Here is a 15,937-nt window from a genome sequence, read left to right on the forward strand (position 1 = left end):
CACTGGAGGCAACGTGTGAAGTGTGCTTACGATCGCTGTTGTTCACGGATTTCTTTGACTAAACTAAGCCATCATAGCGTAGAAATCCGTTCACAAAGGCGAGCGCTAACGAGCTTATGCTCCCGAAGCAGCTTTCTTGCAGAAAGCTTTCACTACAGCACACTTCACACTTATGCCCTTTGTGTGTATTTTTCTAGTTCAACTTATATATGTGAAATCTCTAAAAAAGAGGCCCATTCGGCCCCTTAACCTGTCGCTTGCTCTTAACAGCGAATCAAAAGCTATTTTAACCCGGATTATCCTAGTATCGCTCATAAGCGCAGTACTGCGCAAGTACATTTATTGCCGCTTTAAACTGAACACTAGTGAAGCTGATTCCTCTATTTATTCTGCTCACTCTTCTCGTAGTCTGAACAAGGGAAGTTACGACAGCCTGGTCTGATAAAGCAAATAAATACGGTGCCGGCGGCTACTGCCGCGGCACCGTATATTCTGGTCATTCGACCGTCAAACGTCCGACTAACCCTTCCACGCTATTAGGACCTACTATAATATCGAAGGCTCCGGGTTCAACGACCGGCTGCAAATCAAGCCCAATCAACTCAAGCTGCTCACGGTTAATCAGGAAGGCAACCTCCCGGGTTTCACCAGGCTCCATCTCAATCTTTTCGAAGCGCTTAAGCGCCTTTTCCGGACGCGTAACGGAAGCAGCCAGATCGGATACATATAATTGTACGATTTCCGCTCCTGCTACTGTTCCCGTGTTAGTAACCTGAACTGTTATCACGGCTTCCCCTGTCGTGTCAATAACAGCGGGCTCCACCTTTAAATTCCGGTATTCAAAGGTGGTGTAACTCAGGCCGTAACCAAATGGATAGCGCGGGGAGAGATCGGTCTCCAAATAGCGCTTGCCCCGGGTGCGCCGGGAGTGGTAGTAGATCGGAAGCTGGCCCACTTCCTTTGGAATGCTGACCGGCAGCTTACCTGAAGGATTTACATCCCCAAATAAAATATCGGCAATGGCATGTCCGCCTTCCTGACCCGGATACCATGCTTCCAGGATGGCATCGGCATGCTCATCGATCCAAGGCTCTGTAATCGGCCGCCCGTTGATATAGACCACGATGAGCGGTTTACCAAGCCGGCGCAGTTCCTGAACCAGCTCCAGCTGCACTCCCGTCAAATGAAGGGTCGTACGGTCGATGCCCTCGCCGCACTCCATATCGTTCCAGCTATTATCCGTTACATTGGATGCTCCTGTCCGCAGATCAATAGCCCCTTCTCCAAAATCGCGTGCGCTTGACCCTCCGACTACAACGACTATAGCATCCGCCTTGATCGCCTGCTCCATTGCCAGCGGGAAGCCATCGCGATCCTCGCCCCTCACTCGGCAGCCGGGCGCATACAGTATTTCCGTCTGCTCCGCTGAAAGCTTCTCACGCAGTCCGTCCAGCACAGTTACAATCTGCTCTCTGCGCTGCGGCGACGTATAATCGCCCAATTGATGGTAGGGGGCGTGGGCATTCGGGCCGATCACGGCCAGCTTGCTGATCTTGCGCGTTAAAGGCAACGTAGCCCGCTCATTCTTCAACAGCACGATGCCTTCAGTAGCCACACGGCGGGCCAGTTGCCTGTGCTCGGGTTGCCCGATCACGGCCTTGGCGTGCTTGGCATCGACATAAGGCCGTTCAAACAGGCCCAATCTGAATTTCATTTCCAGCACGCGGCCGACGGCCAGATCCAGGTCCGCCTCATCCATCCAGCCTTGCTCTATAGCCAAATCTGCGTATTTGCCAAGCATTTCGCCGGACATTTCCATCTCCACCCCGGCTTTGAGCGAAGCCGCAACCGCTTCTTCTCCTGTTGCCGCCGTGTTATGCCCATTGACCAGCATGTTGATGGCGCCGCAATCGGTAATGACAAAGCCATCAAAGCCCCATTGCTCGCGAAGCACATCATGCAGCAAATAGCGGTTGGATGTACAAGGGATACCGTCAATTTCATTATAGGCAGGCATTACAGAACCGGCCCCCGCCTCCACAGCCTTACGGAAAGGGTACAGATCGACCTCGTGCAGCTCGCGCAAGCCAATATGGGCCGGCGCGCCGTTACGCCCGCCTTCGGAACTGCCGTACGCCGTGTAGTGCTTCAGAGTGGCCATGACACTGCTCTCGGATGCAAGATCGTCGCCCTGAAGTCCTTCCACAGCGGCCACACCCATTTCGGCCACAAGCACAGGGTCCTCGCCAAAGTTCTCCTCTGTCCGTCCCCAGCGCGGGTCACGCACAACATCGAGCACCGGGGAATAGGTGGTGGCCCCGCCCTGTGCCCGGGTCTCAACAGCAACGGCTCGGCACATCTCCTTGAACAAGGCGGGATTCCATGTACTGCCGATCGTTAGCGGAACCGGGAATACAGTCGCGCCAATGGCCATATGCCCATGGGAGCATTCCTCGCCGAACAGAATCGGAATGCCGAGCCGGGTCTGCTCGATCGCATATCGCTGAATCGTATTCACGGCCTCTGCGCCTTGCTCCGGTGACAACCCCGTTTCCAGCGTGACGCCTGTCCAGGGATCGGCCCGCAATGCTCCGTATAATGAGCCTACGCCGCCTGCCTTTAACTGCTCCTTGAAAGCCTCCGTCACCTCTACGGTTCCGTCCTCCAGCTTGCGGTAGCATTTCCAGCCAAAAGGCTGAACGAGTTGTCCGATCTTCTCGGTCCTGGTCATTTTTGACAACAAATCCTGCACGCGTTCCTTCGGAGGAAGCGAGGCGTTGCGATAGCTCATTCGTCAACATCTCCTTTAGTCTATATAAGTCGAACTTATGTTTAATGCTAAGAAGCAGACGAGAAAATGTTCTTACGATCACTGTTGCTCACGGATTTCTTTTATTTAATAAATTCTTATAAGGTAGAAATCCATTCACAAAGGCGAACGCTCCGCTTCTTCAGAATCATTTTTCTCGCTTGCTTGTTATGCCTTTTCCTTAATTCAGCTTATCTAGATAAACTCGCTCGATATGAACCTGATCCGGCCGGTACACAGCCAGTAGTTTCCCTTGTTTGTCTGCGGCGAACATGATGGTCCGTTCGCGCTCTACGGTAAACCGGTAAGCTGCCTGTGTCTGAGGATTTCGAACCGCGATCTCGGCATCCGCTCCGAACTCCGAGACAAAAATATAAAGATCGGCTTGCTCAAAGGTTAGCTTGCGTCCATAAATCCCCGCCAGTTCTCCCCCCTTGAGCCATTCCAGTTCACTTGCCACACCACTCTCGGCCAAAGCGTGCCGGTAAGCGGCAATGATTGGCTCATCCCGCTCGTTCAGCTCCAGCGGCAGCGGATTCCAGATCAGCTTGCCGGCGCCCAGGCTTACTACGACTGGCGACAGTGCACTTCCCGGCTTACTATCATACTTGGCTGGACGCTCCACGACCAGCGTATTAATCTTGCGCTCTCCAAAGGCTACCTGGTACTGTCTTCCATCCAGTTCAAGCGTCTCTTCCCGCAATACATTGCCTTGGTGCAGCTCACCCAGCTCCTCTCGCAAGCGATCCGGGGTCGCTCCCCAGTGCGCATCAAGACGAATCGGTCCGTTCCACAGCACGGTAGCGCCTTGCTCCGCCAGCGCAACGATTTCAGCAAAAGCCCTATCGTCAAAGTTATGCGCGCTTGGCACGATGATCAGCCTAGCCGGGTGCTCGCGCAATTCGTGCAAATGATATTCCCCAATGCCCCGCGGATGCACATTCATCACATGTGCAAGCGTGCGGATTGCCTTGGTCGTTGCTCCATAGGCCAGCGGCTGATTGGAGAAGTCATTAGAGTACGGATAGACGACAGCGATTTCCTCCAATTCCCGCTCATTGAACAAATGTCCGATCTGGCCGATAAAGCTTCCAAAATCATAAGAAACATCTGCTTCCGGCTTCTGCGTTCCATCGGCGCGCAAAGCCCCTATGTTGGATTCGTTAGCATTATTCATGTAGTAATTGATATTCCAAATCCATTGAACAGCACCGGCTCCGCCGGTTGAGAAGGCATAAGCATATTTACGCTCAAGAATGTTGCGCAGCTCGGCTTCCGTCCGTTTAGCGCGTCCATCCGGATGCTGTATATGCATAATGCCGGTTTCCTGAACAAGGTTGGGCTTGCCCGGAGTTTTAGTGAACAGTCCATCCCAGGCCAGATGATCGTTCTGCCACCAAGAGTGAACCGTCGTATAGTCAACTTCCCGGGCGTAGAACGACGGAGAAGGCCGCTGTGAGCATATGCCCTCATCCTGTCCGACGGTTGCCAGATGCTCTGGATTAATGCGCCGTAACGTACCGATCAGCTCGGAAGCCCAACGGTTGTGCATATCCATTGTAAATAGTGTGAAGTCCAGCCAACGGGCCCATTTTTTGGGCTGCAACACACTGCGGAATACCTTGTCATCCGGGTCCGGCGCTTGAGCAGAGGCAAAGTCGGGCAATTGCTCAGGCGTCATATTCCAGCGCTCTTGCAAGGCTGCAAGATCACCGTCATAACGCTGACTCAGCCACTCTGACCAGGCTTGCTGCTCATACGTGTCACGTGCGGTAACCGGACCTTCGAAGATACGGGCCGGATCGAACAGACTCGGCTCGTTGATCAGATCCCAGTGCACATTGGTCGTCCCCTGTTGACGTGACACAATGGCTGCGATAAAACGCTTCTGTGCTTCAACCGAACGAGGGTCCAGATACGGATTAACGCCTTCCCAGCTTTCGGGGGCGAAAGAGAAAAAGGTAAACGTCACTTCCAGCCCGAACCGTTTGGCCGTTAAAATAAAGGCATCGATCGAGCGCAGCGCGTCTTCAACGGCGTGACCGTCGGCAAACATAATCTGACGGTATCCCGTCCAGATGCCTGTCCGGATCAGGTTGATTCCTGCCCGGCTCATTTCAGCCATGTCCCGTTCCCATCGCTCCACATTGGGCAATTGAAGAAACTTCCGCGAGACGTCAGAGGTCATATAGGTCATACCTACAATCGGTACGGGCTTGCCGCCGCGTTCGAAGTAATCCCGGCCCGCCTTTAGCGGCTCTCCACTTTGCAGCAGCTCCCAGTCCATGCCCCAAAAGGCTTGGGTCAGCACCCGGCGCTCTCCCTTGGCAGACAAGGCAGAAGCTCTGACCCGGTACAATCCCGGCTCAGCGGCCAGCTTCACTGGAAGGCGAACGGGCTGCAAATCAGGAACCGCTCTCCCTGCTTCAAATTCCAGGCTGGCTGTCCAAACAGGCTCATCTACCCCGTCCTTGCGAACCTCCACTTCAAAGCGCCAACGGTTCTCCGCTCCGGCCTCCGTGCGGGACAGGGCTTGCAATTGCAAGGTAAGCAGAGGTTGCTCGCCCGGCTCATAGCAAGCGTAGTTAGGCTTGAGCCAGATTTCCGTTACTCCGTAACCCGCAAATGACGCCAGTTCCTGCAGCAAGTCCGCTCCTTCAGCGCAGCCAACAATCTTAGGAATCTCCTGATTCACGAACACCCAGCGTCCGCCGGCATAAATACCTTTGTTCTGCTCCAAAAGCACAACGGATGCGGCACGCTCGCGCCCTACGGCGTCCGCACCAATCAGCAACGGCGTAATCACCGAGTCCATCGGTCCGCATGATCCCATCTCAGCGGGAATATCGCTTGTTTTGCTCGGATGCAAAGTGAGTCCCCAGGTAGGCTCGATACCAAACCAGCTTTCTTTACCGCTTAGAACGGGGAACTCCGCTCCGGCTTTTTGGGTTCGAACGAGCGAGACATCAACAGGCAAGGCATCATGAATATCCAGCACTTGATGGTAGCCTACCTGCTCCCGTTCTATTCGCCACTCCCCTGTGTCCGTCTGTACCGCTGGCCGGCGAAATGGAGCCCCGCCCGTATGCAGCAGACCGCCACCGGACTGGAGATGAGCGCGTACCGCCGTCCAGGACTCCTTGGGGAAATATGGACCATGCAGCCAGACAAGGGTGTCCCACTTCTTCGCCTGCAGCCTGGACACCAGCCCATCGGCATCAACCACCTCGGCCCATGCGGACACAGCAGTCAGAAATGAGGTGTCCGGCCTCCTGCCGTCAAAAGGAAAGGATTGATCGTAAAATAGCAACATGTTCAATGTGGACCCGCCTTCCGGTTTATAACTTTAATCATTTTTCTCGCTTGCTTGTTATGCCTATTCTTCAGCTCAACTTATATCGCTTTCACGCTGAGTATCAAATCACGAAGGGCGCAAGCCGCCTGTTCTACTTGAGACAGCTCGATCCATTCGTCCTGCGTATGCGCTTCCGAAATATGGCCGGGGCCGAACACCACGGACGGCACAGCTACTCTGACCAGCTTGCTGGCATCGCTGCAATAGGCTGCGCCCTGGACGCTCGCTTGCGGCTCATACGTCTGCGTCGCCGCCAATAAATAGCGCACGATCGGCTCATTCCGATCCGTCTCCATCGCATAATCGATCACAAACGGCTCACTGACGGTTAACTCCAAGCCTTCGGCGCTTGCCAGCTCTTCCAGTTGGTGCTTCATTTCCTCGTAGACCACAAGCGGCTCTTCCCCGGGAACTGTACGCCGATCGACCGTGATCCGGCAATCCGCAGGCACCGTATTAGGCGCGATGCCACCCTGGATGCCGGTTACACAGACCGTCGGCGGCCCCGTCAAGGGATGGGCGCGCTGCGGATAACGCGACTCATGCAGCTCACTCAGAAATGTCAGCACCTTGTTCATCTGATTGATCGCGTTAACCCCTTGCGCCGGATTAGAGCTATGACAGGCCACGCCGTAGACATCCACGTAAAAGCGGCAGCACCCTTTATGCGCCGAAATGACAGCGAGACCCGTCGGCTCGCCCACCACGGCACCCATATAATCAGCAGCGTTCGGCTTAATCCGCTCGGCGAGAGCGGACACCCCGATATAGGTCGTCTCCTCATCCACAACCGCGGCCAGTTCAGCCGTGACTTCCGGACGGATGCCGGCCAGCGCCAGAGCTTCGATTGCGGCAAGCATGGCGGCCAGGGAAGCCTTGGTATCGCAGGCTCCCCGTCCGTACAATCTGCCGCCTTCTATCCTGCCATCAAAGGGCGGGACGGTCATCCCGATGGTCTGAACCGTATCCATATGGGCCTCCAGCAGCAGCTTGCGCTGACTGCGCCCGGGCAGTGTGCCCAGCACATTGAAGCGCCCTCCGGCCACTACCTGACGTTCAGCAGGTAAATTCAGGCGATACAGGAATTCCTCTACGTAACGCCCCAGTTCAGCTTCTCCAGTCCCGCCGGGAAACGCCGGATTCACACTCGGAATACGAACTAACTGCTGCAAAATTTCCGCTACACGACTACCGTTAATATCAGGTACGATCCGCCCGTCGTAACCTCTACCCGGGCTGCTCATCTCTCCCCATCTACTTCTACAATTAATTCAATCTCAACCGGTGTATCAAAGGGCAGCTCATTCGCTGATAATGCTGAACGCGCATGCTTGCCAGCAGCATCGCCAAACGCTTCCACCAGCAAGTCTGAAGCTCCGTTAATCACGAACGGTTGCTCCACAAAACCGGGAGCGGAGTTGACGAACGCCAGCATTTTGACTACCTGCTTGACGCGGTCCAAATCTCCCAACTCGGCCTTCAGCACCGTCAGCAGGTTGATCGCCACTTGACGGGCCGCTTCATAACCCTGCTGTACCGTGAGTTGAGCGCCTACCTTACCCGTATACATCAAGACGCCGTTTACACGGCAGTCATTGCCGGAGGTATAGACGAGACTCCCTGTCTGCTTGGCTGGCACATAATTAGCTACGGCGGGCGGAACCTCGCCCAATACGATCCCTGCCGCCGCCAGTCGCTCTTCTACCATGCTCATAACTGCTTCCTCCTCAAAATAAAGGCTTGGTTGATGTCACCGCTCACGTCCATCGACATATACGGATGCGCCGCGGCGCTCCCGGGCCCAGGCTGCTACGCGCTCCGGATCCCCTTCCCACAGCCGAACCTCTCCCCATTCATTCGTGGCTGGCTTGCCGTCACAGGTGATACGAATGACCGGGAACAAGCGCGTTGGCGCTTCCCGTGGCAATCCGTTAATAATAAGGGTGTCGCCATCCTGCTCGAACGGCAACGACTGCCCTGTTGTCAGCAATTCCACGTCAAGCACACGGCTTGTCAGATCCGCCAGTCTAAGCTCAGGACGTCCATCCCAGAAGCGGATAATCAGGTACAGCTTGTTGTCCTTCATCGTCTGGCGCCCACGGGTAATAAATTCCGTCAGCGAACCGCCATCTGTGCCATAAATGGCCTCACCATGAACGTCCAGCCAGCGGCCGATTTCAAGCGCACGCTCAACAAATTCCGGAGGGAACTGTCCATCGGCGGTCGGGCCCACATTCAGCAGCAGATTGCCTCCGTGTTTTCCTCCTTTTTCTGCGCATTCACACAGCATATCAAGCAGAACATCCGTATTGCGCCAGCGTTCGCCGATGACGTGACTCCACAAACGCCAAGTTGTCACTTGGCAGGACTCCCACAGCCGGGTCGCTTCCGAAGCGATAGCATGTTCAGGCGTACCGAAGTCTCCAAGCGTATCCGAATCGCCTGCACCAATGCCTCCATCCGCTCGATAGCCGTCGATTTTATTGGAATAACCGAGTCGATTGTTAATCAGAATATTGGGCTGAAGCTTACGCATTTCCTCCAACAGCTCTACGCTTTGCAGGTCATCCGCATTGCGCGGCCAGACCCCATCAAAAAAGAAATGATCGATTTGCCCATAGTTGGTGAGTAGCTCCTTGACCTGGTTGTGTAAATACGTCCTGACTATCTCCCAGCCCTCGGGGTCCTTCTGCGGACCGTCGAAGTAAGCAGGCAGACGCCAATCGATCCAGGAATAATACAAGCCGATGCGTAATCCCGCCTTGCGGAAAGCCTCGGTATATTCCTTCACAAAGTCGCGGCCTGCAGCTTGCTTGGCGCTGCTATAATCCGTAAAGGCGCTATCCCACAGACAGAACCCGTCATGATGGCGAGTGGTGAGGCAGGCGTATTTAAATCCCGCTTTCTTAGCGGTATATGCCCACAACTCAGGATCAAAGTGCCGAGGGTTCCAGGCACAAGCCTGCTCCGCGTATTCCTCGTGATTCAAATGCTCACGAAACAGCACCTGCTCGCCCCGTCCCCATTGCGCATAAGGACCCCAATGAATGAACAAACCGTAGCGACTTTCTGTGAACCATTTCCACTTATCAGGTACAACAAAACCTTCTCTCACTCTGTCTCAATCCTTTCTTCCTTTGCATATTTGATTGTCTGGAGAAGACACATCTGCCGGATCATTATCCTTTAACAGAACCGATCAAAAGGCCTTTGATGAAGTAGCGCTGCAAGAAAGGATAGAACAGCACGACCGGGCCGATGGTCAGAATAGCCGTGGCCATTTTGACCGATTCCTGCGGCATCGTGCCGGTGCCGGACAGTACGCCGCTGCTCTGCATCTGCTGAATCATATTAATCTCGGAATTCAACTTGAACAGCAGATATTGAAGCGGATACAATTGCTGATTGTCTACAAGCATGATGGCGTTAAACCAATTGTTCCAGTAGCCTATGCCATAGAATAGCGTAATTGTCGCCAATACAGGCATGCACAGCGGAAAGAATATACGAAACGCAATGTAAAAATCGGTTGCTCCATCTATTTTGGCTGCCTCGGTAAGAGACACCGGGATTTGAGACATGTAGTTTCTTACTAGAAAAAGGTTGAACGGGTTAAAAATCAAAGAGGGTATGATGAGAGCGAAAATCGTATTTTTCAGTCCTAATTGCAGATTGATCAGATACCAGGGCACCAGACCGGTATTGAAGACCATAGTAATGAAGAAAAATATAGCCAGATGGTTACGATATTTGGCGTGCTTGGCAGAAAGGGTATACCCCGCCATGCCCGTCATCAGGACTGCTGCGGTTGTGCCCACTATAGTAATGAAAATAGAGATCATATAGCTGCGGTAGAGCGGTGTGTTGCCGAACAGCAGCAGCTTATAGGCGTCGAAGGACAGCTTGTCAGGAATTAACTGATAACCGAATTGCTTGATGCTGGCTTCGTCCGTAAAGGATACCATCAGCACCAGCAGCATCGGCAGGATGCAAAGGATGGAGAATAAGGCAATAAAGGTATAGTTGACGAGATCGAACAATTTAGGTTTTTTCATATCGGTACGCCCCTCTCCTTTCGTCGATTAGAATAAAGCATGGTCCGGGTTGATTTTGCGTACTATTTTGTTGCTGCCCCATACGAGGATAAAGCCGACTACGGATTGATAGAGACCGACAGCCATGGCTTGAGCAGGGTTGCCGATGGTGCGCAGGGAACGGAACACATAAGTGTCAATGACATCGACCGCCGGATAGAGCACTCCGTTGTCCTTAATAATCGCGTAGATCATATCGAAGCTGCCATACATGATCTTGCCAAGCGCAAGCAAAGAGAGAATGATGATGGTCGGCATCATTAGCGGTATTGTAATTCGCCAGATCAGTTGCCAACGACTGGCCCCGTCGATACGGCCCGCCTCATAATACGTGTCATCAATGCCGACAATTGCCGCCAAATAAATTACCAGATTCATGCCGACATCCTTCCAGACGGCAGCGCTTACTAAAATCGTAGTCCAATATTTTGGAGTCGAATACCAGTTGATAGGATCAAGACCTACCCAGCCAATTATCTTGTTAATGACGCCATAATCCGTTGAAAAGAGGCTGTAGATAACGTAGCTGACGATAACCCATGACAGAAAATGCGGAAACAAAATTGTAGATTGTGTAACTCGGGAAAACAGCTTGCTGCGCAATTCATTAAAGAGAATGGCGAGCGCCATCGCAACAACCGTACCGACCACAATAAATAAAAAGTTGAGCTTAAGCGTGTTGAAGGTTACCTCCCAGGCTCTGGGCGACCGGAAGAAAAACTCGAAGTTCTCAAGCCCGATCCACTTGGAGTTAAACAGCCCAGTCTTGAAGTTGAACTTCTGGAAAGCGATTAACATATACGGCAGAGTAAAGTAGCCAAAAATAAGGGTGTAGATGGCAGCAGGTATGACAAGCAAGTAAGCGGAGCCATTTTGCCTTATTTCATGAAGAAAGCCTCTATTTCTTTTAGTGTGCATAATAAATGATTCACGTCCTTTCCCTCGGTTGTAGTTGCTGATCTGACTCAAGTGTAAAAGGGGCTTAACCGCCGGTAAACTTTGAATAGTGGATGATATCGGGTTTGAACGGGGTAGATTCAACTTCAAAATTGGGCGCCGGCTTCAAGTTTGAGCAATGCCCTGAATTGAAGAAGGAGTTGGATATTGGCGAAAACCCTTGATTTATCAGGCTTTTTTCTGCCAAAGCCTCGTTAATTGGGTAATTTTGGATGATTAGACTAGCTATTGAACTATTTCAATAAGGACTTAAAATAAGAGATAACAATAATTAAAGCGCTTACTTCTGGCCGGCGTTATGTTTAAAGCGGAATTAAGGGGGAGATGGCAGTTGATTAGACAAAGACTGATACGCTATTCTGTATACCGCAACATGTTTCTAAGCTTCGTGCTGTTGACGGCAGGAATTATCGCCCTGGTGACCGTAGTATTATTTGCCCTGTTTTCCTGGAGCACCGCCCGGGAGGTCGGTAATATATCCGAATCCATGCTCAAGCAGAACAGCGCGGTATCGAGCGTGATCAAAGATGAAGTGTATAATATCGGAAACTCGCTGCTGGCTGACCAGCAAGTGATCTCGGCTCTATTCGATAGCAATAATGATCAATTAAAACGCTACAATGCGATGTTCGCCCTGCGGCGGATGCAATCGACCTATCCTTATATACAATCCATCGGACTGTATAACGGCTTGACGGATTCATATATGAATACAACGGGCATTTCTTATGATCAGGAACGGCCGCTGCTACGGCAAATCGTGCAAAAAAACAGCTCGTATTTCAACTTATTCCCTAGAAAAGTGACCGTGCCCGGCTCCTCAACAGACCGGCAGGTATTGACGTTCGTTCTTCTTCCCAGCTATTATTCACTGATACCGGAGCAAGGGGCGATCCTGATCAATATTGATTCGGAGTATATTCAATCCCTGATTGGCGGATACAAGAATGGAGCCGCCGATGAACTGTTCGTGGTCAATGCGAAAGGCCAGGTATTGACGCATTCCGAGTCAGAGCGCTTCCTGACGGATATGTCCGAAGACGCCAACATTCAGCACATTCTGAAAACGGAGCAGGAAAGCGGTTATTTTACGGACGGCAAGCATCAGCTTGTTACTTTTGTGAAATCGCCCGATTTGGACTGGATGTTCGTCAGCGTCAGCGATTATAAAAATTTATTGTTTAATATGAATTTGCTCAAATGGTCCGCATTAGGTCTGGCCATCCTCATATTTGCTCTTAGCCTTGGCGTCTCTCTGTGGCTCACAAATCATGCTTACAATCCGCTTCGCCATTTGCTCGATAAGATGCTGCCCGCCGGCAAGACGAAACTCGGCACGATGCGGCTTAACGAATTTGCGTTGCTGGATGACAGCTATTCGCAATTAAAGGAACGTTTATCTGCCATGGAGTCAGCAGCCAGCAGGGGACAACAGGCGGAGCTGGTGCAGATGCTCAAGGGAGGAAACCCGCTTCAATATGAACGGTTCAAGCAGCAGTTTCCGGCAAAGCGGTATTCGGTGATGGTCATTCTAGTGGACAAGCTCAGCGCCTTCCGCAATAACCGGGATGCCGAAGCCAGATCCTTCGTCTATGCCGCGATCTATAAAATGGCCGAAGAGATCCTGGGACACAATGAAGCCCGGATGGCTATCGCTGAGGAAGGTATGATCGCAGGCGTAATCAAGGCTTCAGATGGACCTAATCCGACGCAGCCGGGCAGTGCATTTATGGAATTGCAAAGCCGGATTTACGAGCAACTGGGGGTGTCCGTCACCATCGGGATCGGTTCTTCGGCTCACGAATATGACGAGCTGTGCGCCTCCTTCGAGAAAGCCTGCACCTGTGTGCAGCAGCGCTTCCTGCATGGGGCAGGTCAAATCTACTTTTATGGACTGGACGAGGATGTATCCACGGAGAGCAAGGAATATCCGCATAAATTTGAAACCAGCATCATTGAGGCGATTAAATCGCAGCAGCGTTTCCGTCTGAATCGTGAGATTGAACAGTGGCTTCTTGGCATCAGGGATTGCGAGTATCATGAGGCGTTATTTTACATGAATCAGCTGGTTGGAAGCTTGTATCGGCAATTTCATGCAAGAACACTGCGTGATCATACCGTATCGGCCTCCTTCTCTCAGTTCATTCACCACATCGATGTCTATGAGACGCTGGAGGAAATCGGTGATTCCCTGAAGGAATTAGCCCATCGCCTGTGCGACGAAATGGAAGAGGCCAGCAACACGCGCTACAAGAAAATCGTGACGGATATCAGAATGTTTGTGGAAAAGCATTATATGCGTCCTGACCTCTCCTTAGAGATGGTTGCCAGTGAAGTCAGCTTATCCCGAAGCTATGTCGGCAAATTGTTCAAAGCCCATTGTCAGATTTCCTTTAACGATTATTTGAATGAGGTCAGGCTGACCAAAGCGAGGGAGCTGCTGGTATCTAGCGATATGCCGGTACAGCTTGTCAGCGAGCAGGTTGGAGTATATAACACGACTTACTTTTACACCTTGTTCAAGAAGCATTACAAAATGTCTCCGGCTCAATTTCGTCAACAAGAAAACGTGGGCACCGGTGCGGTTCAATAACTAAATATTGGATTTCAAAATTGGGCAATCCCCAAATTGAAATCGCTTTCCCGTTTATAAAAAGAAGAACTCCTTATTATTGAAGTATACGCGTCGCTTTCCCCTCCTTTATATTAGGCACTAGCAACACTCAAACCACATACACGGAAGGGGATGCTACACAATGAAGCACTGGAAACGATGGCTTGCACCAATTCTGATTCTCATGTTGATTCTCGCAGGTTGCTCGGGAGGGAATAAGAACGCGCAAGGAAACAGCGAGGGAGAGGAGAGCGGAACAACCGCCCAGAAACTTCCGGTTCGTTATTTACTTCCCGGCAATGAGCCTCAGGGCTTGAGTGAGGTCGTAGATGCAATTAATGCGAAGCTGGAAGCGGACGGGCTCAACCTGGTTTACCAGCCGACCTATATCGCTTGGGATGCCTGGGACCAGAAAACAAACCTGATGATGTCCACAGGTGAGGAGTTCGAATTGATTGCCATCATGCACGATACCAAAGGACCTAACGTTCTGGCCGGAAATGGAGGCATCATTCCGATTAATGACTTGCTGGATGAGTACGGTCCAGTGCTGAAGGAGAAGCTGCCCGACTGGGCTTGGGAGTCTGTGAAGACCGACGGCAAAATTGTAACCGTTCCCAACTTCTGGATTGACGTGGCCATGAATGAAGGCATGATTACGTTCCGGGTGGATATGCTGGAGGAATATGGCCTGCAGCCGCCAACTACAACAGATGAGCTGTTAAATGTAGCTGAAGTGTTCCAGAAGAATTGGCCGCAGGATAACAAAGATGTATACATCAAGGTGCTGACGGAGCCGGCTAACCACCTGCATACAACATATGACACTTATCCGTTCACCGTAATCGATACGCTGATTTATGTCGATCAGGAAGGCAACGTCAAGCCTTGGCTGGAAACCGAAGAATTCAAGAAGGACATTCAGTTTATGAATGAGGCCTACAAGCGCGGACTGATCATGAAAGATGTATTGACGGCTCCGGCCGAAGTGATCAATCAGGAAGAGCTGGCAGGACGTTATCTGTTCCGTCCGGGCGATGTAGGCATTAACGATGCCGTACGAGAAACGTTCCCCGGAGCGCGCAACGACGCCTTCTATATGAACGACAGCCTCAAATTCAGAGCGAACGCACTTCGTAATTCCAATGGTGTATCGGCTACATCCCCTCACCCGGAAGCAGGTATTCAGTTCTTGAACTGGGTGTTCAGCGATCAAGCAAACTTTGACCTGGTTCAAAGCGGCATCGAGGGCGTGCATTGGAAAAACACCGGAGATCATAAGAAAGACATCCTGGCCACAACAGACAATGGCGCACCTGTATATGAGCTGGCCAACTGGCTGCTTGGGCATGTAGAGTTCAATCGATATCCGAGCAATATTGAAGATGGCCGTTTGCAGCGCCGTACTACCATTGCAGAGGATGCGATCAACAGTGTCACCATCGGCTTCAATTTTGATCCCTCAAATGTGGCAAGCGCTTATGCCAACAGCATAGCCGAATTAAAAACCAGTATCTATCCGCTGATGTATGGCGTGGTCGATTATGAAACCTTCTTCCCTACCGCTCTGCAAAATATGAAGGCAGCGGGGATGGATTATGTGGTAGAAGAGTATAACAAGCAATTCCAGGAATGGCGCAGTAAGCAATAGCCGGGCATGACAGAGGGGCTGTTCAGAGGTAGATTATTGTCTCGAGACAAAATCAGAACCACCCGCATAGCGGGTGGTTTGCTCTTGGGGTATAACACCCTGTTGCCAAACTGCGCCTAAAGACGCTAGCCTGAACTCAAAACCGTTCAGGCTCATTCGTTATTGTCACTTTCACTTCCTAGTTAAACCGGTTTCCCTCTTGTTCCTTTTCTCGCTGAATGGAGCTTCATGTGATTTGCGCCTGTTTGGCTACTTCAGCTCATTTGAGCCTATTGTGGCTGATTGCTGGATCACCTTGTCGATGAATTGTAGAAAGTGCAATTAAAGTCTCGCCATTTCTAAATTTCACAGGCTTAAGTGTACCACCTACAGCTAAATGCCTGTTTTTTTCGGAGTAATTGAGTTTTTTGCGAATCGAATTGCACTCTATACAGCTATGTTTAAATGCAGAGCCCAA

At 51.6% G+C, this 15,937-nt stretch carries 9 protein-coding genes; 2 read left to right on the forward strand and 7 right to left on the reverse strand.

Features of this window, described 5'->3' with window-relative positions; genetic code table 11:
* Nucleotides 1-496: 496 nt before the first annotated feature.
* The 7 genes from KI362_RS09335 to KI362_RS09365 form a co-directional block, all read right to left on the reverse strand.
* Nucleotides 497-2,791: a glycoside hydrolase family 3 N-terminal domain-containing protein gene (locus tag KI362_RS09335; RefSeq protein WP_301626685.1), complete on the reverse strand. Its 2,295-nt coding sequence runs from the start codon at nucleotides 2,789-2,791 to the stop codon at nucleotides 497-499.
* Nucleotides 2,792-2,990: 199 nt separating this feature from the next.
* Nucleotides 2,991-6,122 (reverse strand): beta-galactosidase, encoded by a 3,132-nt coding sequence (locus tag KI362_RS09340; RefSeq protein ID WP_301626828.1) that lies wholly within the window; start codon nucleotides 6,120-6,122, stop codon nucleotides 2,991-2,993.
* Between the two features lie 80 nt (nucleotides 6,123-6,202).
* The gene (locus KI362_RS09345) at nucleotides 6,203-7,408 is read right to left on the reverse strand and encodes a M20 family metallopeptidase (protein ID WP_301626687.1); all 1,206 of its coding nucleotides are present in this window, start codon (nucleotides 7,406-7,408) and stop codon (nucleotides 6,203-6,205) included.
* Nucleotides 7,405-7,878 (reverse strand): RidA family protein, encoded by a 474-nt coding sequence (locus KI362_RS09350; RefSeq protein WP_301626689.1) that lies wholly within the window; start codon nucleotides 7,876-7,878, stop codon nucleotides 7,405-7,407. The genes KI362_RS09345 and KI362_RS09350 overlap by 4 nt, the downstream gene beginning before the upstream one ends.
* A 36-nt stretch (nucleotides 7,879-7,914) precedes the next feature.
* Nucleotides 7,915-9,279 (reverse strand): alpha-L-fucosidase, encoded by a 1,365-nt coding sequence (locus KI362_RS09355; RefSeq protein WP_301626691.1) that lies wholly within the window; start codon nucleotides 9,277-9,279, stop codon nucleotides 7,915-7,917.
* Between the two features lie 64 nt (nucleotides 9,280-9,343).
* Nucleotides 9,344-10,219 carry a carbohydrate ABC transporter permease gene (locus KI362_RS09360; protein ID WP_301626693.1) on the reverse strand — a complete coding sequence of 292 codons (876 nt, stop codon included), beginning with the start codon at nucleotides 10,217-10,219 and terminating at the stop codon, nucleotides 9,344-9,346.
* Nucleotides 10,220-10,246: 27 nt separating this feature from the next.
* A complete protein-coding gene (locus tag KI362_RS09365) occupies nucleotides 10,247-11,176 on the reverse strand; it encodes an ABC transporter permease (RefSeq protein WP_301626695.1) in 930 nt (309 codons plus the stop codon).
* 370 nt (nucleotides 11,177-11,546) lie between these two features.
* Between KI362_RS09365 and KI362_RS09370 the strand changes: the two genes are divergently transcribed.
* Together KI362_RS09370 and KI362_RS09375 are read left to right on the forward strand one after the other, a co-directional pair.
* The gene (locus KI362_RS09370) at nucleotides 11,547-13,808 is read left to right on the forward strand and encodes an AraC family transcriptional regulator (protein WP_301626697.1); all 2,262 of its coding nucleotides are present in this window, start codon (nucleotides 11,547-11,549) and stop codon (nucleotides 13,806-13,808) included.
* 163 nt (nucleotides 13,809-13,971) lie between these two features.
* On the forward strand, nucleotides 13,972-15,480 hold the full coding sequence (locus tag KI362_RS09375) for an extracellular solute-binding protein (protein ID WP_301626700.1): 1,509 nt from the start codon (nucleotides 13,972-13,974) through the stop codon (nucleotides 15,478-15,480).
* The last annotated feature ends 457 nt before the right edge of the window (nucleotides 15,481-15,937 follow it).

It is taken from the genome of Paenibacillus apis, from assembly GCF_018333295.1.
Classification (GTDB): domain Bacteria; phylum Bacillota; class Bacilli; order Paenibacillales; family Paenibacillaceae; genus Fontibacillus; species Fontibacillus antibioticophila.